The 21,501-nt window shown below is 74.1% G+C and carries 21 protein-coding genes; 14 read left to right on the forward strand and 7 right to left on the reverse strand.

Annotation, left to right across the window (positions count from 1 at the left end; all coding sequences use genetic code 11):
- Positions 1–5 precede the first annotated feature (5 nt).
- From ABT118_RS25615 to ABT118_RS25625, 3 genes are read left to right on the forward strand one after another with little or no spacing between them, the layout of a single operon-like run.
- Positions 6–902, forward strand: coding sequence for an ABC transporter permease (locus ABT118_RS25615; RefSeq protein ID WP_350673223.1), 897 nt, complete (start codon positions 6–8; stop codon positions 900–902).
- Positions 892–2,085 carry an ABC transporter ATP-binding protein gene (locus ABT118_RS25620; protein WP_350673226.1) on the forward strand — a complete coding sequence of 398 codons (1,194 nt, stop codon included), beginning with the start codon at positions 892–894 and terminating at the stop codon, positions 2,083–2,085. The genes ABT118_RS25615 and ABT118_RS25620 overlap by 11 nt, the downstream gene beginning before the upstream one ends.
- Before the next feature lie 4 nt (positions 2,086–2,089).
- A complete protein-coding gene (locus ABT118_RS25625) occupies positions 2,090–3,289 on the forward strand; it encodes a glycosyltransferase family 4 protein (protein ID WP_350673230.1) in 1,200 nt (399 codons plus the stop codon).
- 60 nt (positions 3,290–3,349) lie between these two features.
- On the opposite strand, the gene ABT118_RS25630 is transcribed toward ABT118_RS25625, so the two are convergent.
- Together ABT118_RS25630 and ABT118_RS25635 are read right to left on the reverse strand one after the other, a co-directional pair.
- Positions 3,350–4,096, reverse strand: a complete 747-nt coding sequence (locus tag ABT118_RS25630) for an SAM-dependent methyltransferase (protein WP_350673235.1) — start codon at positions 4,094–4,096, stop codon at positions 3,350–3,352.
- 4 nt (positions 4,097–4,100) lie between these two features.
- Positions 4,101–5,285, reverse strand: coding sequence for a glycosyltransferase (locus tag ABT118_RS25635; RefSeq protein WP_350673238.1), 1,185 nt, complete (start codon positions 5,283–5,285; stop codon positions 4,101–4,103).
- 62 nt (positions 5,286–5,347) lie between these two features.
- Here ABT118_RS25635 and ABT118_RS25640 point away from each other — a divergent pair, with 62 nt between their 5' ends.
- Positions 5,348–6,127, forward strand: a complete 780-nt coding sequence (locus tag ABT118_RS25640) for a glutamate racemase (protein ID WP_350673241.1) — start codon at positions 5,348–5,350, stop codon at positions 6,125–6,127.
- Positions 6,128–6,130: 3 nt separating this feature from the next.
- Here ABT118_RS25640 and ABT118_RS25645 read toward each other — a convergent pair whose 3' ends face one another.
- Positions 6,131–6,934 carry a pentapeptide repeat-containing protein gene (locus tag ABT118_RS25645; RefSeq protein ID WP_502884667.1) on the reverse strand — a complete coding sequence of 268 codons (804 nt, stop codon included), beginning with the start codon at positions 6,932–6,934 and terminating at the stop codon, positions 6,131–6,133.
- Positions 6,935–7,157: 223 nt separating this feature from the next.
- On the opposite strand from ABT118_RS25645, the gene ABT118_RS25650 reads away from it, so the two are divergent.
- On the forward strand, positions 7,158–8,186 hold the full coding sequence (locus tag ABT118_RS25650) for a glycosyltransferase family 2 protein (RefSeq protein WP_350673248.1): 1,029 nt from the start codon (positions 7,158–7,160) through the stop codon (positions 8,184–8,186).
- Positions 8,187–8,240: 54 nt separating this feature from the next.
- On the opposite strand, the gene ABT118_RS25655 is transcribed toward ABT118_RS25650, so the two are convergent.
- Positions 8,241–9,263 (reverse strand): polysaccharide deacetylase family protein, encoded by a 1,023-nt coding sequence (locus ABT118_RS25655; protein WP_350673251.1) that lies wholly within the window; start codon positions 9,261–9,263, stop codon positions 8,241–8,243.
- Between the two features lie 402 nt (positions 9,264–9,665).
- On the opposite strand from ABT118_RS25655, the gene ABT118_RS25660 reads away from it, so the two are divergent.
- The 5 genes from ABT118_RS25660 (at position 9,666) to ABT118_RS25680 (ending at position 13,518) form a co-directional block, all read left to right on the forward strand.
- On the forward strand, positions 9,666–9,926 hold the full coding sequence (locus ABT118_RS25660) for a hypothetical protein (protein WP_350673255.1): 261 nt from the start codon (positions 9,666–9,668) through the stop codon (positions 9,924–9,926).
- A 270-nt stretch (positions 9,927–10,196) separates the two neighbouring features.
- The gene (locus ABT118_RS25665; RefSeq protein WP_350673257.1) at positions 10,197–11,006 is read left to right on the forward strand and encodes a polysaccharide deacetylase family protein; all 810 of its coding nucleotides are present in this window, start codon (positions 10,197–10,199) and stop codon (positions 11,004–11,006) included.
- Positions 10,999–12,171 carry a glycosyltransferase family 4 protein gene (locus tag ABT118_RS25670; RefSeq protein ID WP_350673261.1) on the forward strand — a complete coding sequence of 391 codons (1,173 nt, stop codon included), beginning with the start codon at positions 10,999–11,001 and terminating at the stop codon, positions 12,169–12,171. The genes ABT118_RS25665 and ABT118_RS25670 overlap by 8 nt, the downstream gene beginning before the upstream one ends.
- A gap of 32 nt (positions 12,172–12,203) precedes the next feature.
- The gene (locus tag ABT118_RS25675) at positions 12,204–12,857 is read left to right on the forward strand and encodes a sugar transferase (RefSeq protein ID WP_350673264.1); all 654 of its coding nucleotides are present in this window, start codon (positions 12,204–12,206) and stop codon (positions 12,855–12,857) included.
- Positions 12,858–12,909: 52 nt separating this feature from the next.
- The gene (locus tag ABT118_RS25680; RefSeq protein WP_350673267.1) at positions 12,910–13,518 is read left to right on the forward strand and encodes an acetyltransferase; all 609 of its coding nucleotides are present in this window, start codon (positions 12,910–12,912) and stop codon (positions 13,516–13,518) included.
- 7 nt (positions 13,519–13,525) lie between these two features.
- On the opposite strand, the gene ABT118_RS25685 is transcribed toward ABT118_RS25680, so the two are convergent.
- Complete coding sequence (locus ABT118_RS25685; protein ID WP_350673270.1) at positions 13,526–16,282, reverse strand: tetratricopeptide repeat protein; 2,757 nt, start codon at positions 16,280–16,282, stop codon at positions 13,526–13,528.
- Here ABT118_RS25685 and ABT118_RS25690 point away from each other — a divergent pair.
- Positions 16,281–16,775: an NUDIX hydrolase gene (locus ABT118_RS25690; RefSeq protein WP_350673273.1), complete on the forward strand. Its 495-nt coding sequence runs from the start codon at positions 16,281–16,283 to the stop codon at positions 16,773–16,775. The two genes, ABT118_RS25685 and ABT118_RS25690, sit on opposite strands and share 2 nt — an antisense overlap.
- Positions 16,776–16,782: 7 nt before the next feature.
- Here the strand turns inward: ABT118_RS25690 and ABT118_RS25695 are convergent, their stop codons facing one another.
- Both ABT118_RS25695 and ABT118_RS25700 read right to left on the reverse strand, forming a co-directional pair.
- Entirely contained in the window at positions 16,783–17,712 is a 930-nt protein-coding gene (locus ABT118_RS25695; protein WP_350673277.1) for an NAD-dependent epimerase/dehydratase family protein, read from the reverse strand.
- Positions 17,713–17,842: 130 nt separating this feature from the next.
- Positions 17,843–18,364 carry a PTS-dependent dihydroxyacetone kinase phosphotransferase subunit DhaM gene (locus ABT118_RS25700; RefSeq protein WP_350673280.1) on the reverse strand — a complete coding sequence of 174 codons (522 nt, stop codon included), beginning with the start codon at positions 18,362–18,364 and terminating at the stop codon, positions 17,843–17,845.
- 269 nt (positions 18,365–18,633) lie between these two features.
- Between ABT118_RS25700 and ABT118_RS25705 the strand changes: the two genes are divergently transcribed.
- The 3 genes from ABT118_RS25705 (at position 18,634) to ABT118_RS25715 (ending at position 21,478) form a co-directional block, all read left to right on the forward strand.
- Positions 18,634–18,873: a DUF397 domain-containing protein gene (locus tag ABT118_RS25705; RefSeq protein ID WP_350673417.1), complete on the forward strand. Its 240-nt coding sequence runs from the start codon at positions 18,634–18,636 to the stop codon at positions 18,871–18,873.
- Positions 18,874–19,540: 667 nt separating this feature from the next.
- The gene (locus ABT118_RS25710; RefSeq protein ID WP_350673285.1) at positions 19,541–20,035 is read left to right on the forward strand and encodes a hypothetical protein; all 495 of its coding nucleotides are present in this window, start codon (positions 19,541–19,543) and stop codon (positions 20,033–20,035) included.
- Positions 20,036–20,338: 303 nt separating this feature from the next.
- Positions 20,339–21,478 (forward strand): acyl-CoA dehydrogenase family protein, encoded by a 1,140-nt coding sequence (locus ABT118_RS25715; protein ID WP_350673287.1) that lies wholly within the window; start codon positions 20,339–20,341, stop codon positions 21,476–21,478.
- Positions 21,479–21,501 lie beyond the last annotated feature (23 nt).

Here is a 21,501-nt window from a genome sequence, read left to right on the forward strand (position 1 = left end):
GTTCCGTGGGGGGACAACGCGCGCAGGTCTTGGATCAGCGCGACAACCAGACCGAGGCGCGGCGGGCGGGGGCCGACGGTCCGCCTCCAGAACTCATCTTCAAACGCAGGCTCCGGCCCACCCAGGTGGCCCGGGAGCTGCTCGGCGCACGCGAGTTGGTGCGTGCGCTGGCCGAGCGCGACCTGCGGGCCAGGTACAAGCAGGCGGTGCTCGGCTTCGCCTGGGCGGTGCTCACGCCGCTCGCGCTGTGCGCCATCTTCACCCTGGTGTTCCAGCGCGCGGTCAAGATCGACACCGGCGGGGTGGCCTACCCGCTGTTCGCCTACGTCGGCCTGATCGTGTGGCAGTTCTTCAGCAACACGATGAACCAGGGCGCGCTCAGCCTGGCCAACAACCTCAGCCTGCTGAACAAGGTCTACTGCCCGCGCGAGGTCTTCCCGCTGGCCACCATGCTGGTCGCCAGTGTGGACATGCTGATCGGCATCGGCGTGCTGGGCCTGCTCTTCCTGGCCTTCTGGACGGCCCCGGCGGTCACCTTCTTCTGGGTGTTCCCGCTGCTGCTGATCCAGCTCGCCTTCACCTACGGCGTCGCCCTGGTGCTCTCGGTCGCGGTGGTCTACCTCCGCGACGTCCGGCACCTGCTGCCGATCATCACCCAGATGGGCGTCTTCGCCACCCCGGTCGCCTACCCGCTCTCGCAGATCCCGCTGGGGCTGCAGGAGGTCTACGTCGGGTTCAACCCGCTGGGCGCCGTGATCGAGGGCTACCGCCGGGCCCTGCTGTACGGCCAGGCCCCCGACCTCACCCTGACCGGGATCGCGGCCGCCAGTTCGGTGGTCTTCCTGGTCGGCGGCTACCTGCTGTTCAAGAAGCTGGAGACGGGGATCGCCGATGTCGCTTGAGCATCCGCTGGGCACGATCAGGACCGAGCAGGTCTGGAAGCGGTTCAAGGCCGACCAGCAGCGGATGCTGCTGCGGGACAAGGTCGAGCAGGTCACCCGCCGGCTGCGCGGCGGCCGGGGCGAGGACTGGCGCTGGGCGCTGCGGGACATCAACCTGCACATCGAGCCCGGCGACTCGGTCGGCCTGATCGGCTCCAACGGCTCCGGCAAGTCCACCCTGCTCAAGATGCTGACCCGGGTGATGTACCCCTACGGCGGGGTGATCGACGTGCGCGGCCGGATCGGCGCGCTGATTGAGATCCGGGCCGGTATCCACCCCGACCTGACGGGCCGGGAGAACATCTACCTGTTCGGCGCGCTGCTCGGCCTCAAGCGCCGCGAGGTGGCGTCCAGGTTCGACGCGATCGTGGAGTTCGCCCGGCTCGGCGGGGCGATCGACCGTCAGGTCAAGTACTACTCCTCGGGCATGCAGATGCGGCTCGGCTTCGCGGTGGCCGCCTACCTGGAGCCGCACGTGCTGCTGGTGGACGAGGTGCTGGCGGTCGGCGACGCGGTCTTCCAGCAGCGCTGCCTGGACCGGATGCGCGAGGTGGCCGAGCAGGGCACCACGATCGTCTTCGTCTCGCACGACCTGCCCGCGGTCGAGTCGATCTGCCGCCGGGGCGTCTGGCTGGAGCAGGGCTCGATCCGGGTGGACGCGGGCATCAAGGAGGCGATGTCCGGCTACCGCGACTCGATCGAGGCGCAGTCCGAGGCCGGCGGCCGGGTCGGCGAGCCGATCCAGCTGCTCAAGCACGAGATCCTCGGCGAGGGCCGGGAGAGCCTCACCACCGACGAGCCGATGACGGTCGAGCTCACCCTCGGCGGCGACTACCGGGGCGACGCCACCCTGCACCTGGGCGTCAGCGAGGGCACCTCCAGCCCGATCTTCCAGATCAGCCACGAGGTCAGGCTGAACGGCGAGGACCACCAGGTCGCCTGCATGATCCCCAACCTGCCGCTGCCGCGCGGCCGCTACACCCTCTGGGCCGGTGTCTACAGCATCGGCAGGACCGACGGCGGGACGCTGATGAGCTGGCACTCGGTCGGCCAGTTCGACGTCTTCGGGCCGATGCTCGACACCCCGCCCCGGGCCGTGGTGCTGGCCGCACCGGTCTTCGTACCGCACCGCTGGGAGGAGTGAACCGGTGAGCGGCCTCAGAGTCCTGGTCCACCTCAACAACCTGGCGCTGGGCGGCGCCCAGCTCAACGCGGTGGACATCGCCCGCACCCTGCGCGACCGGGGCCACCACCCGGTGCTGTTCGCGCAGGGGGTGGACGGGCCGGCCCCGCTGGTCGAACTCGCGGCCGGCCACGGCCTGGAGCTGGTGGTCGAGGGCGGTCCCGACACCCCGGCCCGGGTGGTCCGGCAGCGGCTCAACCGGGTGGCCGACCAGCACGGCAGCCAGGTCCTGCACGCCTGGGAGGTCCGGGCCGCCCGGAACTCCTTCTTCGGCCCGGGCCGGCTCGGCCGGATCCCGGTGGTCACCACCTTCTACGGCATCAGGATGCTGCGCGGGCTGCCCCGGCACCAGCCGCTGGTGCTCGGGCTCGGCGCGCTGATGGGGGACGGACGGGCCTTCGGCCACCGCGACGTCCGGCTGATCGAGCCGCCGGTGAACACCGTGACGGACGCTCCCGGCGTGGTCGACGGCTGTGTGTTCCGCCGTGAACACGGAATCGGCGAGCAGGAGTTGCTGCTCGCCATCGTCACCCGGATGGTGCCCGACCTGGAGAAGGACGCGGGCGCGCTGCTCACCGTCGAGGCGGTCCGCCGCCTGGCCGACCCCCGGGTCAGGCTGGCCGTGGTCGGCGCCGGGCCGAGCCTGGAGCGGGTCCGGGCCGCCGCCGCCGGGGTCAACGCCGAGCTCGGGCGCCGGGCCGTGCTGGTGCCGGGTCAGCTGGCCGACCCCAGGCCCGCCTACCAGGCGGCCGACGTGGTGCTCGGGATGGGCGGCTCCGCACTGCGCGGGCTGGCCTTCGGCAAGCCGGTGGTGGTGCACGGTGCCGACGGGTACACGGCGCTGCACGAGCCGGGTCCGCTGGTGGAGCCGCACGCCTCGCGCTGCATGTACGGCCTCGGGGACGGCGTCCGCTCGCCCGAGTCGCTGGCCGGCCAGCTCCGTCCGCTGCTCGACGACCCGGCCCGCCGGGCCGCGCTCGGCTCCTGGGGCCGGGACTGGGTGGTCGGCCGGTTCTCGCTGGAGAGCGTCACCACCGCGTTCGAGGAGCTCTACCGCGAGGTGGTCACCGCCCCGCCGGGCCGGGCCGGCTGGCTCCGCGACCTGGAGCAGATGACCAGGTTCGAGTTCAGCAAGCCGACCGCGGCCAGGCTGTTCGGCCGCTGACCGACCGGGCCCCGGCAGACCACCCTCGGGTGCGAGGACTGCCGGGGCCCTGGCATGCCGTCAGACGGCCCGGCGCAGCACCAGGGTGAGGAACCCCAGTGTGCCCCGGTAGCCGCCGAGCCAGCCGTCGCGGTGCTCGGCGGCGGTCGCGGCGGCCTCGGCACTGTCCGGGTGGTCCGGGTGGTCGAGCGCCCACTCGGCGAGCGAGCCGGTCCAGGCCCACTCGTACGCGTCCCACTCCGCCCGGGTGCTGCTGTGGCCGAGCACCGGTACCCAGCCCGCGTCGGTGATCCGCCGGACGGTGCCGGCCAGGTCGGCCCAGTCGTCCGGCGCGGCGCCGAGGCCGGCCAGCGCGGCCCGGTCCGGCTCGCGCTCCCAGTAGCAGTCGCCGAGCAGCACCCGTCCGCCCGGGGCCAGGTGCCGCCCGGCGGCGGCCAGCGTGGGCAGCAGCCCGCCGAAGGCGTGGGTGGAGCCGATCGAGAGCACCACGTCGAACGGCTCGCGGGAGCCGAAGTCCGCGGCGTCCTGGTGGTGCAGGCCGATCCGCCGGGCGACCCCGAGCGCCTCCGCCCGCTGCCGGGCCAGGGTCAGGCCGCTGTCGTCCAGGTCGACGCCGACCGCGTGCAGCTCCGGGTTCGCGGCCAGGGCCCGGAGCAGCCAGGTCCCCTCGCCGCAGCCGAGGTCGAGCATCCGCCCGGCCCCGCCCCGGGTGGCCCGTTCCAGCAGCCTGGCGACGTTCTGGTCGGAGACCGGCGCGGCGACCGGGTGGTCGGCATGGGTGATGCGGGCTCTGAGATGACGGTCCATCAGGTCAGTCTGGCGCAGGACCCGGGCCCGGCTCCAGTGCCTTCCCGTACGTCCGGCCCTTCCAGGCGGAGCCCCGGCCGCGCCAGTGCTGCACCGCCGAGTCCACCGTCATCAGCAGGTACAGCAGCGCCGTGAACGGCAGCAGCAGCGCGGCCGGCGCCGGCTGCCGGTAGTAGCGGAGCATCGGCGTGAAGGTCCCGGCCATCAGCGCCCAGGCGGCCCCGCCCGCGGCCGCCGCCCCCCAGGAGCCGGCCACCGCCCCGGCCACCAGCGCGACCGGCGGCACCAGGTAGACCAGCGCCAGCCCGAGCACCGTGCCGAGCAGCAGCAGCGGGGAGTGCCGCAGCTGCGCGTACGCGCTGCGCGAGACCATCCGCCACAGCTGCCCCAGCTCCGGGTACGGCCGGACGCTGCCCACCTGCTCGGCCAGCCCGAGCCAGGTCCGGCCGCCGGTGCGCTTGACCGCCCGGGCCAGGTTCACGTCGTCGATCACCGCGCCCCGGATCGCGGCGATGCCGCCCGCGCGTTCCAGTGCCGTCCGCCGCACCAGTGAGCAGCCGCCCGCCGCGGCGGCCGTCCGCGACCCCGGCCGGTTGCTCCACCGGAACGGGTACAGCTGGGCGAAGAAGTACACGAAGGCCGGCACGATCAGCCGCTCCCAGCGGGTCTCCACCCGGAGCCGGGCCATCTGCGAGACCAGGTCCAGCCGGTGGCCCTCGGCCGCCGCCACCAGGGCGGCCAGCGAATCGGGACCGTGCGCGATGTCGGCGTCGGTCAGCAGCAGGTACTCGGCCCGGCCCGCCCGTTCGACGCCGTGCCGCAGCGCCCAGAGCTTGCCGGTCCACCCGGGCGGCAGCGGCGGGGGAGTGGTCACGGTCAGCGCCAGACCGGCGCCACCGCCGGCCTGGCCGAGCCGGCGGGCCAAGTCGCCGGTCCCGTCCGTGCTGTGATCGTCCACCAGCACCACCCGGGCCCGGCCCGGGTACCGCTGCGCCAGCAGGCTCGGCAGGCTGACCGGCAGCACCTCGGCCTCGTCCCGGGCCGGCACCAGCACCACCACCTCCGGCCACCGGGCCACCGGCCGGGCGGCGGGCAGCCGCTGGTCGGTCCGCCAGAAGAAGCCCTGAGCCAGCGTCAGCCAGAGCCAGGCGAGCAGGGACACCACCGGCACCCACAGCAGTACGGTCACCTCCCGCAGTCTGCCACCGCCGGGCCGCTCCGACCGGGTGCGTTGAAGTAGAGTCGGGAACCGTGAAGATCGCACTGGTGGACTCCGGACTGGGACTGCTCGCGGCCGCTGCGGCGCTGCGCCGCAGCCGTCCGGACGCGGACCTGGTGCTCTCCTCCGACCCCGACGGGATGCCCTGGGGGCCGCGTACCTCCGAGGACATCGCCGCGCACGCGCTGGCCTGCGCCCTGGCCGCCGCCGAGCTGGAGCCCGACGCGCTGGTGATCGCCTGCAACACCGCCTCGGTGCACGCGCTGGACGTGGTCCGGGCCGCGCTGGAGCCCGGCCTGCCGGTGATCGGCACCGTGCCGGCGATCAAGCCGGCCTCGGCGGGCGGCGCCCGGGTGGCGATCTGGGCCACCCCGGCGACCACCGGCAGCCCCTACCAGCACGCCCTGATCCGGGAGTTCGGCGGCAGCGCGACCATCACCGAGGTGGCCTGCCCGGGGCTGGCCGACGCGGTGGAGCGGGCCGACCCGGACGCGATCGCCGCCGCCGTGGCCGACGCCGCCGCCCGCACCCCCGCCGGCATCGAGGAGATCGTGCTCGGCTGCACCCACTACGAGCTGCTGGAGGAGCAGATCCGCAGCGCGGTGGCCACCCCCGGAAGCCCGCCGCCGGTCTGCCACGGCTCGGCCGGGGCGGTCGCCGCCCAGGCCCTGCGCCGGGTCGGCACCGGCCGCCCCGAGGGCGGCGGCACCCTCACCGTCCTGCACAGCGGCCGGGTCAGCAGCCTGCCGCCCGCCGTCCTGCACTACCCCGAGGGCCGGCTGCTGCTGGGGGCCCGGGCCGCCGCGCGCTGAGCCTCACCAGTGCCCGGGCCGCTGCAGCCCGGACGGCAGCCGGGTGCCCGCGTCACCGCGGGCCGCGTTCAGCTGGGACTGGGTCAGGAAGAGCGCCCCGGTGAGGTCGGCGCCGCCCAGCCGGGCGTCGCGGAAGTCCACCCCGATCAGGTCGGCGTGGCGCAGGTCCGCCCCGGTCAGGTCGGCCGCGATCAGGTACGCCCCGCGCAGGTTGGCGCCGCGCAGGTCCGCCCCGGCCAGCCGGGCGCCCATCAGGTCGGCGCCCCGGTGGTTCCGCTTCCTGCCCGGCACCCCGGCCCGGACCAGTTCGCTGGTGCGCAGCAGCAGCTCGTTGATCTCCTGACGGACCGTCGGGACGTCCGCCGCGGCCAGCTCCGCCGCACTGCCCCGGGTCAGCGCGTCGACCCGCTCCAGCGCGGCCCGCAGCGGCCCGTGCACCGACTTGGCGGCCCGCAGGGTGAGCGCCTCGCTCAGGTACCGGAGCAGTTCGTGCAGCTGCCGCATCACCGGGAACACCTCGAACATCGCCCCGGCGGTCTCCGGCGCCTCCCGCCAGCTGTGCCCCCCGAAGGTGACCTGGGAGACCTTCTGCCCGGCCCCGAAGCACTCGAACACCGTGCAGCCGGAGAAACCCTGCTCCCGCAGCCCGGTGTGGATGCCGCAGCGGAAGTCGGTCCGGAGGTTCTTGCACGGGGTGCCCGCCGCCTTGGTCACCGCGAAGTCCGCGGAGCGCGCGAACGGCAGCGCGACACAGCAGAGCCCGAAGCAGTTCGCACAGTCGGACAGCAGATCGAGGTTCTCGGACACCGGGTACGTACTCCCACCGCTGGACGGGCGCCGCGCTTCGCCGGGCGCCCTGGACAGAACCCCCATTCTCCCCGAACCCCGAGGTGGACCGGCCCGTGCCGGAGATCGTTCGAGTGCGTTCGAACAACTGCTGGCCAGCGGGGACGGGTTACGTGTATACCAAGAGCACCGGTGACCGGTCGTCCATCGGTCCAAGCCCTGAACCGAAAGGCCCCCGGAGCCGATGTCCCCCCGCCTCTCCGTCGTCGTCCCGATCTACAACGTCGAGCGCTACCTGCAGGAATGCCTCGAATCGATAGCCGCCCAGACCTTCGGTGACTTCGAGTGCGTGCTCGTCGACGACGGCTCCACCGACGGCAGCGCGGCCATCGCCGACGCCTTCGCCGACCAGGACCCGCGCTTCCGCGTGGTCCGGCAGGAGAACAAGGGCCTCGGCGCCGCCCGCAACACCGGCCACCGGCACGTCGCCCCGGACGCCGAGTACCTCACCTTCGTGGACAGCGACGACACCCTCCCCGTCGGCGCGTACGAGCTGATGGTCCGGAGCCTGGACGAGACCGGCTCGGACTTCGCCGCGGGCAACGCGCTGCGGCTGCGGGTGGCCGGCCTGTTCCCCTCGCACGGCCACCGCAAGCCGTTCGCCGAGACCAGGCTGAAGACCCACGTCACCGAGATACCCAGCCTGGTCACCGACCGGACCGCCTGGAACAAGGTCTACCGCCGCTCCTTCTTCGACGCGGCGGGCGTGCTCTACCCCGAGGGCATCCTGTACGAGGACGCCCCGGTCAGCGTGCCGCTGCACTACCTGGCGAAGAGCGTCGACGTGTTCTCCGAGCCGATCTACCACTGGCGGGTCCGGGAGAACGGCGACCTGTCGATCACCCAGGTGAAGACCGACCCCCGGGGTGTGATCGACCGGGTCCGCTCGATCGAGCTGGTGCGCGAGTGGCTGCTGGCCCGTACCGAGCCCGAGTACCGCGAGTACCTGCGCTCCTACGACCACAACACCCTGGTCGAGGAGCTCCCGATGTTCTTCTGGTCGGTGCCGGACGGCGACCGGGCCTACCGGGCGGCGTACCAGCAGCACGTCAGCCGCCTGCTCCGGGCGATCGGCGTCGAGCGCCTGGAGGCGCTGCCCGCCCCGCTGCGCCTCAAGTACCGGCTGACCCTGGCCGGCCGGATGGACCGCTTCGTCGCCGTCCAGCGCCTGCACCGCAAGGTCCGCACCCTGCGCGCCCGCCTCGCCGCCTGACCCGGGGAGAGGCGGCCCCGGGCCGGGCGGCGGTGGTGACCGGCTGAAACACCGTCACTCGGTCTGGGCCGGGCCCTTGCGCCAGCGCTGCACGGCCGGCTCCAGGCCGGACAGGATGGTGTCGAAGCGGCGGGTGCCGGTGGTGCAGTCGACCTGGAGCCGGCTGATCCGGAGCGGGTGGACCGGCAGCCGCGGGCCGAGGCGGTGGTCGGAGAGGAAGCCGAGCCGGTAGCCGAGCTGGCGCAGCAGGGTGTCGGCGCGCGGGTCGTAGCCGCCGTTGGGGTAGGCGAAGGCGGTCGGCGGATCGCCGAGCCACTGGGTGAGGGCCTGGTGCGCCCCGGTGATCTCGGCCTGCACGGTCGAGTCGTCGCACTGGGCCAGGCAGGGGTGGCCGAGGGTGTGGTTGCCGATCGCGACCCCGCCGTCCTGGAGCGCGCGCAGGTCCTCGGGCGAGAGCTGGTCCTGGCCCGGCGGCCGGCGGCGGGCGCTGACCCGCAGCTCGTGCAGGCTGCGGCGGCGGTCCGGGTCGGGCAGGGCCTTGAGCCGGGCCAGCAGCTGGTCGGGGCGGACGTGGCTGCGCAGCGAGCGCGCCTGGCCGCCGTGCCGGGCCAGGAACGCCGCCTCGTGCCACCAGAACGGCCGGTCGGTGCCGATGAGTTCGGAGATCACGAAGGCGGCGGCCGGGATCTTCCGGGCCGTCAGTTCGGGCAGGGCATGGGTGAGCACCGAGCGGTCGGCGTCGTCGAAGGTGATCAGCACCGAGCGCGGCGGCAGCGGCCGCCCCTCGGCGATCGCGTGCTCGACGTCGTGCACCGAGACCGGGGTGGCGAGCCGCCGCAGCCGGTCGAGCTGGGCGCCGAAGGACCGCGGGTCGGTCACCCCGTGGTAGGCGAGCACGGCCAGCCGCTGGGCCGCCCGGGCCCGGAACAGCGGTTGGGCGGGCGAGAACCGCAGCCAGCTGCTGCGGTCGGACTCCGCGGGCTCGGCCGCGGGATCGGTAGCGGATGCGGTGGCGGTGCTGTTCGCCGGCAGGCTGCTGACGGTGCTGGTCATCATGGTGGCGTCGGACTGCGGCACTGGGCCCCCCTCGGTCGCCGGTGCGGCGTGGCGGTACCACCGGAGTGCCCTGACCGGCCTCCGGCTCCCGGGGCACGGCGGCGCCGCCCTCCGGTCGGCCGACCGCGGTAGGGACTCCCAACCCGTTCCGCGGACGGCCTGGATCACTGCTCTCAAGGTGTACTGATTCTGCTGGGCCGCACTGACAGCGGGCGGTGTGTGGGCACCGGCCCGATCGGCAGCAGGGCTCGATCCGGATCGCTCAATGTAGTGGAGACCACCGAGCGGGGCGGATGGTTGTACGGCGTTTCGGCGAGATTTCGCGGGGGCGCGCGGAGCTCCCGAGGGGGCGCGGTAGGGTGCGCCCGGCTCGGGCCCGCCACCGCCCCGCGGCGGACGGGCGCCGGGTATACCGTGGGTGCCATGGGTGAGACGCAACGTGATCATGGCAGCGGGCGGGCGGCGCGGCTCTGGGCCGAGGCGGCCCTGCACCGGCACCAGCTGCTGCTGGCGGCCGTGGGCACGGCCTGCATCGCGGCCGGCATCGTCACCGCCGTCGTGGTCCCGGAGAGCGACGGTCCGGCCTGGGCGATGGCCGTGGCCGGCTGCCTGGCCACCGGCGTGCTGCTGCTCGGCCGGATCGTGCTCGCCCTGCTTCGCCCGGACGGCCGCGCCGCGCACTGACGTGCGAGCCCCGCCCGGCATTCTCATGGAGGGCCCGCGCGGGCGTGTTCCGGGCAAGACGGCCGGTCAGATCCGGTCCGGGACGGCTACCGGCTGATCGGACCGGCCGATTTTCGGCCTATCTGCGCGCTTCTTTCACAACTTCCGGGCATCAGCCCCACACATCCCCCTAGTGTTGGTCCCGCTCGGCAGGCAACTGCCGCCGTGCGCATGGCCACTTGCGGTGCCGGGGAGGGTGCCGCAGAGGGGGGAACGATGGCGGGCAGTGCCGTGTCCGGAGACATCCGGGGCAGGGTCAAGCAGCAGTTGGCGCGGCTGGCGGGGGGTGTTCCCGGCGAAGGCGCCACGGTACTGATCTACCACCGGATCGGCGGCGGCTCCGCCGACGAACTCGACGTCACCACCGCCGACTTCACCGCCCAGGCGGACCTGCTCGCCGAGCTGCCGCCCGGCCGGGTGGTCGGCCTCGACGAGGCCACCGACCGGCTGGAGGCCGGCCGCCGCACCCCGAGCACCGTGCTCACCTTCGACGACGGCTTCGCCGACGTGTACGAGAACGCCTGGCCGCTGCTCAAGGAGCGCGGGCTGCCGTTCACGGTCTACCTGGCCAGTGGCCAGGTCGGCGGCGAGATGCGCTGGGAGGGCTCCACCGCCAAGGAGTCCGGCGCCCCGGGCCTGAGCTGGGAGCAGCTCCGCGAGATGGCCGCCTCCGGCCTCTGCACGGTGGCCAACCACACCCGCACCCACGCCCGCCCGGCCCTGCTCAGCACCGCCGAGCTGGACGCCTGCAACGACGACGTCGAGGAGCACCTGGGCACCCGCCCGCAGCACTTCGCGTACACCTGGGGCGTCCCCGTCCCGCACATGGACGCCGCACTGCGGGCCCGGTTCCGCACCTCCGCCACCGGGCAGGTCGGGCGGAACGACCCCGGCTTCGACCCGGTCCGGTTCTGCCGGGTGCCGGTCCGCCGGACCGACCCGATCGACTTCTTCCGGGCCAAGCTCTACGGCCGGCTGCTGCCCGAGCGGGCCTACGCCCGGATCGTGGCCACCGCGAAGGCGGTCGGCGCCCGTGCCTGAGACGCCGGCCCCCCGGCTGCGCGGTCCCGAGGGCCGTCCGCTCCGGGTCGCCCACCTGACCACCGTCGACATGAGCCTGCAGCTGCTGCTCGCCACCGAGCTCAAGGTCGACCTGGAGGCCGGCTTCGAGACCTACGGCATCAGCGCCCCGGGTCCGTACCTGCCCCAGCTCGACGCGATCGGCGTCCGGCACGAGCCGCTGGCCTCGCTCACCCGGGCCTGGCAGCCCGGCGCCGACCTGGCCGCCGCGCGCGAACTGCTCGCCGTGCTGCGCCGGATCAGGCCGGACGTGCTGCACACCCACAACCCCAAGACCGGCGTGCTCGGCCGCATCCTCGGCCGGCTGGCCGGGGTCCCGGTCGTGGTCAACACCTGCCACGGCCTGTGGGCCCAGGCCCACGACCCGTTCGCCAAGCGGCTGCTGGTGCTCGGGGCGGAGGCCGTCGCGGCCAGGTTCTCGCACGCCGAGCTGTACCAGAACGGCGAGGACCGCCGGGCGCTGGCCCGCTTCGTGCCGGCCCGCCGCTCCCGGGTGGTGGGCAACGGCGTCGACCTGTCCCGGTTCGGGCCCGACCCGGCCGCCCGGGCCCGGATCCGGGCCGAACTCGGAGTGTCCGACGACGAGTTGCTGGTGGCCGGAGTCGGCCGCCGGGTGGCCGAGAAGGGCATCGTCGAGTACGCGGCAGCGGCCCGGGCGCTGGCCGGCAAGGCCAGGTTCGTCTGGATCGGCCCGCAGGACGCCGACAAGCCCGACGCGCTGGCCGAGGAGGAGGCCGGGGTCGAGTTCCTCGGCAGCCGCTCCGACATGCCGGAGCTGTACGCGGCCCTCGACGTCTTCGTTCTTCCCTCCTACCGGGAGGGATTCTCCCGCTCCGCCATGGAGGCCGCCGCCAGCGGCCTGCCGATGGTGCTCAGTGACATCCGGGGCTGCCGCGAGATCGGCACCCACGGCGAGCACCTGCTGCTCGCACCACCCGGCGACGCCGGGACCCTCACCACCGCGCTCGGCCGGCTCCTCACCGAGCCCGCCCTGCGTGAGCAGCTGGGCGCGGCGGCCCGTCGCCGCGCCCTGGCCGAGTTCGACCAGCGCGGTGTCGCCGCGGTCTCCCTGGAGACCTACGCCGCCGTGGCCCGGGCCAAGCGGTTGGCCTGGTCGGTCGGCTGAGCTAACCTCACACCACACCCGCTGGGGGAGAAATGAAACGAGGGGGGGACCTCGTGGTCACCCTGCTGGCCGGAAGCATCGCGCTTCCGATCGGCCTGGTGATCGCGGCCCTGATCCGCTGCACCATGGGCGGACCGGTGATCTTCCGTCAGACCCGGACCGGCCGCGCCGGTGCGGAGTTCGAAATCCTCAAGTTCCGCACCATGCGGGACAAACGTTTCGCCGACGAACCCGACGCGCCCCGGATCACCCGGCTCGGCGCACTGCTCCGCAAGACCAGCCTGGACGAGCTGCCGCAGCTGTGGAACGTGGTGCGCGGCGAGATGGGCGTGATCGGGCCCCGGCCCACGCTGCCCGAGCAGGTCGTGCACTACTCCCCGCGCCAGCGCGGCCGGCTGGCGATCCGGCCCGGGCTGACCGGGTGGGCCCAGGTCAAGGGGCGCAACTCGATCAGCTGGCCGGAGCGGATCGAACTCGACCTCTGGTACATCACCAACCGGACGGCCGGACTCGACCTCCGGATCCTCCTGATGACCGCCCGTCAGCTGCTCCGCCCGGCCGGCATCACCGCCGTCGGCGGCGTCAACCCCGGCTTCCCGATCCCGGTGCCGGCGGCCACCACCACGCGTATCGTGCTGCCCCGGCAGGCCACCGGACCACGCATCCCGGTGGAGGAGGCGTCCTGACCGGCACCCGCCGGTGCCGTCGTGGGACAGGGCAATCTGAGCAGGAGTACGGATGATCTGGATCGCCGGAGCCGGCGGCGTCGGCCGGGAGGCCCTGGACACGGCGCTGGCGGCCGGTGTGCCGGTGGCCGGGTTCCTGGACGACCGGGGGCAGGGCGGGACGGTCCGCGGGCTGCCGGTCCGGGCACCGAAGGAGCTGGCGGCCGGGGAGGCGTACCTGATCGGGATCGCCGACCCGGCCGTCCGGGCCCGGCTGGCCGCGCTGCTCGACGGGCTCGGCGGCCGGGCCGCCACCCTGGTGCACCCCCGGGCGATCGTCGCGCCGGAGACGGAGCTCGGCCCGGGCTGCCTGGTGATGGGCGGCGCGTACGTCTCCAGCAGTGTCCGCCTGGGCGCGCACAGCCAGGTGCACTACAACGCCACGGTCGGTCACGACACCGTGCTGGCCGACCTGGTGACGGTCTATCCGGGCGGCAACGTCTCGGGTTCGGTGCAGGCCGGCGAGGGCGCGACGGTGGGCAGCAACGCGGTGGTGCTCCAGGGCCGCAGGCTCGGGCGGTACGCCTTCGTGGGTGCCGCCGCCGTGGTCACCCGGGACGTGCCCGACCGGACCACGGTGGTCGGCTCCCCGGCCCGTCCGATGGCCGGCCGGGGGGCCTGACCCGGGTTCAGGGGCCGCCGACCGCGCGTTCGGCCGCCCGCAGCTCGGCGACCAGGGCCTCGACCTCCGGCCGGTCCCCGGACTCCTGGTCATGCGAGTCGGCCAGACCGTCGGCGAGCGTGGTCAGGAGCGCGCGGGCGCCCGGCTGGTCGCCGAGCGCCTCCAGGCAGGCCGCCGCGGCCTGCACGACCTCGACGGCCTCCGGCAGTTCGCCCTCCGCGTGCAGGTGGGCGTGGCCCACCTGCACCAGCAGCTCGGCGTCGAGCTGCCGGAAGGCCGTACCGGCGGCACCCCGCAGCAACCGCAGGGCCCGGTCGGGTTCGCCGAGCCGCCGGAAGGCCCCGGCGAGTTGCAGCCAGGCCCGGCCGGTGAGCCGGTGGTCGCGGCTGGTCGAGGCGGCGAGTTCGGCGGCCTTCAGGACCTCGACCGCCTCCGCGGGCCGGTCCGCCGCGACCAGGGCCTCGCCGAGCCGGATGCGTACCCGGATGGTCGCCGGGGTGTGCTCGTGGTGCTCGTGGTGGTCGAGCGCCGTACGCAGGACGGTGATCGCCTCGGCCGGCCGGCCGAGGACCGTGAGCGCCTCGGCGGCGCCCAGTGCGGTCTCGTCCCGGGCCTCCCGGCCGGGCAGGGCGAGCAGCTCACGGAACTCCCGCAGGGCCTCCTCGGGCTCCCCGGAGCGGAGCAGGACCTTGGCCAGCATGGTCCTGGCGGCGGCCGACCGGCGGGGCAGGTCGAGCCCGGTGAGCAGCGTGACGGCCCGCCGGTGCGCGGCCAGGGACTCGTCGAGCCGCTCCAGGCCGGACAGGGCCTGCCCGAGGCCGGTCAGCGACCGGGCCTCGCCGAGCAGGTCCTGGTCCTCCCGGGCGGAGACGAGTGCCTCCTCGAAGCAGCCGAGCGCCTCCGCCACCCGCCGGACGTCGAGCAGGGCCGCACCGAGCGAGTTGAGCGCGTCCCGGAGCACCGGACGGAACGGCATCCCCGCCGCCACCTCCGGCACCAGCTCGGCGGTGGGCAGCTCCCGGGCGATCTCCACGGCGAGCAGGGCGTTCCCGACCGCGTACCCGATCAGGTGCCGCCGTTCGAAGTACTCCTCCAGGCCGTGGCAGAGCAGCAGCCGGAGATCCGCCGGGCCGTCACCCCGGGCCAGCCGGAAGGCCGTCGGCCAGTTGTGGTCCAGCCACTGCAGGGCCCGGGTCCTGAGCACTGCGACCGGCTGTCCGGCCCGTGGCCCGGTGGCGGTCAGGTCCCGCAGGACCGCGTGGACGGCTTCCACCCAGTACAGCGTCAGCCGGGTCAGTGCCTCCCGCGCCTCGGTGCCCTGCCCGGGGAGGCCGAGCACGAACAGCTCGGTCAGCAGCGGCAGCGACCACCTGGTCTCCGGCGAGCCGCCGCTCTCCACCAGGTGGGCCCTGACCAGGGCGCGCAGCAGCTTCCGGGCGGCCTTCTCCGAGCTCCCGTTCAGCATCGCGGCGTCGGTGATGCCCACCGGGCCGCCCGGGAGGGCCAGCAGGCGCAGCAACCGGGCCTGGTCCGGCGGCAGCTGACGGTAGGACAGCTCGATCAGCGTCCGCAGGGTCTGCTCGTCGTCGGCGATGTCGTCCAGCAGGGTGCCGAGGTCGGCCAGCTCCGCCGCCAGCTCACCCAGCGGCCGGTCCCGGTCCTGGGCGATCAGGGCACCGAGCATCCGGAGCGCCACCGGCAGGTTCTGGCAGAACCAGGTCAGTTCGGCGGCTGCCCCTGGCTCCCGCTCGAACCGGCCGTCGGGCCTGCCCAGGACGGCCCGGACGGTCAGCCGGAGCAGGTCGAGCGCGGCCGGCCCGTCCAGCGCCGCCAGCTCCAGCAGCTGTGCGCCGGACGGGGCGAAGGAGTGCCGCGAGGTGACGATCACCCGGGTCAGCCCGTCACCGGGCAGCAGCGGTTCGACCTGACCGGCGGAGGCGGCGTTGTCGAGCAGCACCAGGGTGGGCCGCCCTTCGGCCGCCCGCTCGGCCAGCAGCGAGCGGTACAGCTGGGACCGTTCGGCCTCCCCGTCGGGGAGGTCGGTGGCGGAGACGCCCAGCGCGACCAGCAGGACGCCGAGCGCCCGGACCGGGTCCAGGCTCCGGTCCGGCCGGTAGCCGTGCAGGTCCAGGAAGAGTTCACCGCCCGGGAACAGCCTCCCGGCCCGGGCCAGGTGGGCGGCCTGGAGGGCGAGTTCGGTCTTGCCGACGCCGGCCGGGCCGGTCACCAGCACCACCGAGGCGGGGTCCGGCTCCGGGGCCGGACCGGCCGGGGCGTCCGCCCCGGGCTGCTCCCACAGTGCGTGCCGGATCGGGAGCAACTGGCCGGACGGGCTGCGGACGGCGAACATCCTGAGGTCGTCCGGGATCGGTACCAGGCGCCCGTCCGGGGTGGCCAGCTCCCAGATCAGGTCGGACGCGTCCCCCTCCGGCCCGGTGGGCGGCCACGGCTCCAGTCCGTGGCGCTCCATCAGCTCCGGCAGGGTCGACCCGGGGCGCGCCGCCGGTGCCGGCGGCGGCCGGGTGTCGTCGGGGGCGAGCAGTGCCAGCAGCGCGGCCAGCTCCTCCGCCCGCCCGGCGAAGGTCCGGCTGCGGGCCGGCAGACCGGCCGCCGCGATCCGGCCGGTCTGCGGGGCGGTGACGGTGAGCCGGTCGATCCGGCCGGCCTGGATCACGTCCCGGGCGGTGACCCGGCCGTCGATCAGGTTCCGGATCCGGTCCGAGCCCGGCGGGGGTGGTTCCCCAGCACGTAGGCTCGGCTCCATGGCCATTCCTTCCTTCCTGGCGGAGCTGCGCTCCCTCGTCGGCACCCGTCCGCTCTGGCTCTCCGGCGTCGGGGCGGTGGTCCGGGACGAGCAGGGCCGGGTGCTGCTCCACCGCCGCTCCGACTCCGGCCGCTGGTCGATCGTCGGCGGCATCCTCGATCCGGGGGAGCAGCCCGCGGACGGGCTGGTCCGGGAGGTGTTCGAGGAGACCGGGCTGGTGGTGGAGCCGGAGGCGCTGACCTCGGTGACCGTCTCGCCGCAGCTGAGCTACCCGAACGGGGACCGGGCCCAGTACCTGGACCTGACCTTCCGCTGCCGCCGGGTCTCCGGCGAGGCCAGGGTGAACGACGACGAGTCGCTCGAGGTGGCCTGGTTCGCCCCGACCGAGCTGCCCGAGCTGGACGACTACGCCCGCTACCGGCTGGAGCTGGCGCTGGCCGGGAAGACCGAGACGGTGTTCTCCTTCACCCCGCCCACGGGCGACCCGGCCTGACCGGACGTCAGAGCGTCCGGAACCACTCGGCCGTCCGTTCGATCCCCTCGCGCAGCGGCACCGGCACCACCTCGGGGAACAGCTCCCGCAGCCGGGAGTTGTCGGCCTGCGAGTCGCGGACGTCGCCGGGCCTGGGGTCGACGTGCTCGGCGGACAGCGGCAGGCCGAGCACCGAGCCCAGCTCGTCGATCAGCTCCAGCAGGGTGGTCCTGGTGCCGAAGGCGAGGTTCACCGGGTCGGCGTGCACCACCCGGCGCACCACGGCCTCGCTGATCACCTGGGTGACCGTGCCGACGTAGGTGAAGTCCCGGCTCTGGCCGCCGTCCCCGTGCACGGTCAGCGGCCGCCCGGCCAGCGCCGCGTCGAGGAAGGCCGGCAGCACGGCCGCGTACGCGTGCCCGGCCGGCTGGAGCGGGCCGAACACGTTGAAGAAGCGCAGCGGCAGCACGCCCAGCCCGTAACAGTGGTGATAGGCCGCCAGGTACGCCTCGGTGGCCAGCTTGCTCACCGCGTACGGGCTCATCGGCGCCGTCCGCATGGTCTCCCGCTTGGGCAGCTCCCGGTTGGCCCCGTAGACCGAGGACGAGGACGCCGCCACCAGGTAGCCGACGCCCGCCCGGCGGGCCGCCTCCAGCACCTCCAGGGTGCCGGTGGCGTTGGCGTGGTGACTGGCCAGCGGATCGGCCACCGAGCGCGGCACCGAGGGCAGCGCGGCCAGGTGCACCACCGCGTCGGCGCCGGCGAACGCGGTGTCCAGCAGGGCCGGGTCCAGGATGGTGCCCTCGTACAGGGCGACGTCCAGTCCGGCCAGGTTGGCCTTGCTGCCGGTGCTCAGATTGTCGACCACACCCACCTGGTCGACCTCCGGCCGGGCCAGCAGGGCCCGGGCGAGATTGGCTCCGATGAAACCGGCTCCGCCGGTCACGACCACTCGCATGTTGCAGCTCCCCCCACCGTCGGCCCGCGGCCTCCCCGCCCCGGGCGCACTGCGCGGAATGCTATCGGCGCGACCGGCACCGATGTGTGCATCCGGTGAACTCCGCTGCGCCGTGGGGCGGAACCCGCCGTCAGAGCTTGCGCTGGCGGTACATCTCCTCGGCCGCGTCCAGTACCGCCGCCAGGTCCCCGCCCGCGCCGGCGGTGGCGATCGCGGCCACCGCACCCTCCACGAACGGGGCGTCGGCCAGCCGGACCGGGAAGGGCAGGCCGTGCTCGTCCGCGTCGGCCAGCAGCGCCCGGACGGTGTCGACCGCGCTGCCCAGGTCGGCCAGCACCGCGACCCCGTGCCCCTGGTCCACCCGGCGGGCCGCCGCGGCCACCAGGACCGCGCTGGTCCCGAGCCCGTCCGCCAGGCTGCCCCCGGTGGCGGCCACCGGCGCCGGGTCCTCGCTCCGGGTCAGCCCGACCGCGAGCGCGGCCACCGCCTCGGCCAGCCGCTGGCTGTGCGACACCAGCACCACACCGACCCGCCCGAGCCCGGCCGGCCTGGGATGCCGCGGCAGCCCGGGCTCCGGTTCGTCGGGATGCGGCGCGGAGGGGGCGTGTGAGATCGGAATCACATCGGCCCGGGGGTCCTCCCGGCGTGCCATGACTGCTCCTCGGGGCCGATGGGACAGGTGATCTGACGGATCGTGGGACAACACTCTCGCAGTCGTACCCGGGTCGCGACCGGATCCACCCCCGGGTGGGTCGGACCAGCCACTAGCACAGCGACTGTCGGCCAGGAGGGGGAACGGCCGGATCGGCACCGGTCGGAGCGGGGATCGCGGCAAGCGCTTCCGCGTCGGGACGGGCTGGATACGCTGGGGTTTCGTTCGACAGGGAGGAAGCACCAGTGGCGGCCGACAGCGGTACCGGCGTGGCGGGCGGGAGCGGGGCGGGGGCCCCGGGGCACGGCCCCAAGCCGATCCTGGACCTGACCGGGGCGGAGTGGCTCTCCAGCAGCCAGGGCGGCGGCGAGGTGCAGATCGCCTTCGTCGGGGAGTACATCGCGATGCGGGACGGGCGCGAGCCGGAGGGGCCGGTGCTGGTCTTCACCCCGGCCGAGTGGCGGGCCTTCGTCCTGGGCGCGCGGGACGGCGAGTTCGACCCGGTCTGACGGGGACTCCGTCACCTGATCGACACGGTCAGATCATCGGAAAGAAATCTGATGGCCCGATAGTCGTTGACTGTTCGACAAGAAACGGCCCACAGTTAGAAGCAGACAGACGCCGTGCCCAACGCCCCCACGCGTCCAGGCACGGCGCCTGCTGTACGGTCCGGGCACAAGTGCCGGACCTCCTCCCGAGGTAGAACCCCGGACGCACCTGGGTGCGCCGTCGCCGGGAGGCGTGGCCCCGGTTCCGAGAGCGACTCGGACGCCGGTGCCGGGTTGCCCGAGGATCCGCACGCCCCCACGCGGCGGTGTCCCGGGCAGGTTCGCGAGCTGCGACGGGCCGGGGCCCCGCGAACCTGGTCTATGGGTGTTGTGTGTCGTACTGGTGGTGCTGCTCTGCTTGACGCTACTCGACGGTCGACGGACAGCGGAAAGTGCATGAGCAGGTGGCGCAGGTGTGTCGCACGACGATGTGCAGTGAGGGAACGCGCACGCGGGCGCGCTGCGACAACACCGCCCCCCGGTGGATCGAACCCACAGCGGCTGTCGTGCTGAACCGAACGTAGCCCGGACGGTTGCTCAGAGTCAACATTGGTCTCTGAGCGTGGATCTCGCCCCGGCCACCCACCCGCCCCGTGAGCAGGGCGTGACCGCACCGTACGATGGTGTCATGTCATTTCTCCGCCGCCGTTCCGGCTCGCCCGCGGGACCGGACTTCGACGTGCTCGCGATGGATCCGGGCGATTGGCCGGGCGACTTCGGCGCCATGATGATGAGCGGCCCCGACGGCTCCTGTCAGGGCATCTTCCTCCGGTACGACCTGTTCGGCGGCCGCGGCCCCGCGATGTTCATCGGCAACCTGCCCGAGGGATCGCCGGCCCGGGACACCGAGGACGGGGTGCCGTTCGAGATCCGCCAACTGCTCACCGCGCTGGAGCACGAGGAGCCGGTCGAGTTCGTCTCGGCCGAGGACTTCCCGGTCATGCTCGGGGACGACCTGCTGATCGTCCGCAAGGTCAAGATCAGCGAGGAGCGGGTGTTCTGCGCCCAGTTCGGCCGCAGCGACGGCGTCCAGGTCACCATCGCGTCCTGGGACCGGCCGATCGCGGACGACCTCTACCAACTGCTCAAGCCGCTCCCGGCGGACATGTTCCAGCAGGGCTGATTCCCGGCGGTCCGACCAGGTCTCCGGGGCCTGCTTGACGGTGACGATCAACGCTTCGTACAGTCACCAGCATGTCGTGTCGCCGCCTGCTGCTCACGCGCCGCAGCTATCTCGACCTGCGGCGCACCGCGAGCGCGGCGTGTCCGGGCTGCTGAGGGGGAAAACTCTCCCCCGGCGGCCCGCCTCCGGCTGATTCAAGCCGTTCTCACGAGGTCCGCCGCCTACGGTTCCGCGCACCCCTTCCGCCGTGCGCCCGCCCGCAGTTCGCCGTGCACCACGCTGCCGCCCGGAGGCATCCGCACCATGACCGTCACTGATGGCACCTCACCCGTCGCGGACGCCCTCGCCCGACTGCCCCGAGTGGTCGACCTGCTCGCCGCCAGAGCCGAGGAGCACGACCGGGACGCCACCTTCCCGTACCAGGGCATCGAGGCCGTGCACGAGGCCGGGCTGCTCACCCTGACCATCGGTCAGCGCTACGGCGGTCCCAGCGCGGGCCTGCCGGACCTGGTCCGGCTGCTCGGCCAACTCGGGCGCGGCGACGCCTCGGTGGCGGTGCTGACCGCGTTCACCCTGCTTCAGCACGCCGAGCAGGCCCGCAACGGCGGCTGGCCGGCCGCGGTGTACCGCCGGCTGCTGACCGAATCCCGCCGGGGCCCGGCCCTGGTCAACACCCTGCGCGCGGAGCCCGGCGGCCGGCTCGCCACGGTGGCCCGCTGGGACGGCACCGGCTGGCGGCTGAGCGGCCGGAAGACGTTCTGCGCCGGCGCCGAGGCACTGGCCTGGCTGGCGGTCTGGGCCCGGACCGACGAAACGATTCCGCGGGCCGGGCTGTTCCTGGTCCGCGGCGACAGCCCCGGCATCGAACTCGATCCGGTCTGGGACCAGTTGGGCCTGCGGGCGAGCGCCGGGCACGACGTGCTGCTGACCGATGTCGCGGTGCCCGCGGACGCCGTGATCGGGCTCGGCCGCCCGGCCGCGGAGGAGTCGCCCGCCGAGCGGCTGGACCGCGCCTGGCGTGAACTCGCCCTCTCCGCCGTGCACCTGGGCGTGGCCCGGGCCGCCCAGGAGTGGCTGGTGCGCTTCCTCGGCCAGCGGACTCCGGCCAATCTGACCGAGCCACTGGCCACCGTGCCCCGGTACCGCTCGGCGGTGGCCGAGATCGAGGTCTCGCTGATCGGGGCCGAGGAACTGCTGCACGGCCTGGCCGCGCGGGTGGACCGGGGCGACCAGGCGGCGGCCGGGCGGTCGGGGGCGGCGCAGCTGCTGATCAACCGCACCGCCACCGCCGCCGTCCAACAGGCCGTCACCCTCACCGGCAACCCCGGCCTCAGCCGCCGCCACCCGCTGGAGCGCTACCTCCGCGACGTCCTCGGCGGACGCACGCACCTGGCCCCGGAGGACCTGGTGCTCGACGCGGTCGCCGACGCCGCCCTGGGGTGACGCACCCGGTCCGGGGGGCGCCG

Origin of the sequence: Kitasatospora sp. NPDC002040 (assembly GCF_040296785.1) — a bacterium.
GTDB lineage: Bacteria > Actinomycetota > Actinomycetes > Streptomycetales > Streptomycetaceae > Kitasatospora.

Bases quoted from the DNA above. Each gene is read 5' to 3' on its own strand.
- ABT118_RS25620 (WP_350673226.1), top strand. From the start codon at position 892: ATGTCGCTTGAGCATCCGCTGGGCACGATCAGGACCGAGCAGGTCTGG.
- ABT118_RS25630 (WP_350673235.1), bottom strand. From the start codon at position 4,096: ATGGACCGTCATCTCAGAGCCCGCATCACCCATGCCGACCACCCGGTC.
- ABT118_RS25650 (WP_350673248.1), top strand. From the start codon at position 7,158: ATGTCCCCCCGCCTCTCCGTCGTCGTCCCGATCTACAACGTCGAGCGC.
- ABT118_RS25660 (WP_350673255.1), top strand. From the start codon at position 9,666: ATGGGTGAGACGCAACGTGATCATGGCAGCGGGCGGGCGGCGCGGCTC.
- ABT118_RS25675 (WP_350673264.1), top strand. From the start codon at position 12,204: ATGAAACGAGGGGGGGACCTCGTGGTCACCCTGCTGGCCGGAAGCATC.
- ABT118_RS25680 (WP_350673267.1), top strand. From the start codon at position 12,910: ATGATCTGGATCGCCGGAGCCGGCGGCGTCGGCCGGGAGGCCCTGGAC.
- ABT118_RS25690 (WP_350673273.1), top strand. From the start codon at position 16,281: ATGGCCATTCCTTCCTTCCTGGCGGAGCTGCGCTCCCTCGTCGGCACC.
- ABT118_RS25685 (WP_350673270.1), bottom strand. From the start codon at position 16,282: ATGGAGCCGAGCCTACGTGCTGGGGAACCACCCCCGCCGGGCTCGGAC.
- ABT118_RS25695 (WP_350673277.1), bottom strand. From the start codon at position 17,712: ATGCGAGTGGTCGTGACCGGCGGAGCCGGTTTCATCGGAGCCAATCTC.
- ABT118_RS25700 (WP_350673280.1), bottom strand. From the start codon at position 18,364: ATGGCACGCCGGGAGGACCCCCGGGCCGATGTGATTCCGATCTCACAC.
- ABT118_RS25710 (WP_350673285.1), top strand. From the start codon at position 19,541: ATGTCATTTCTCCGCCGCCGTTCCGGCTCGCCCGCGGGACCGGACTTC.
- ABT118_RS25715 (WP_350673287.1), top strand. From the start codon at position 20,339: ATGACCGTCACTGATGGCACCTCACCCGTCGCGGACGCCCTCGCCCGA.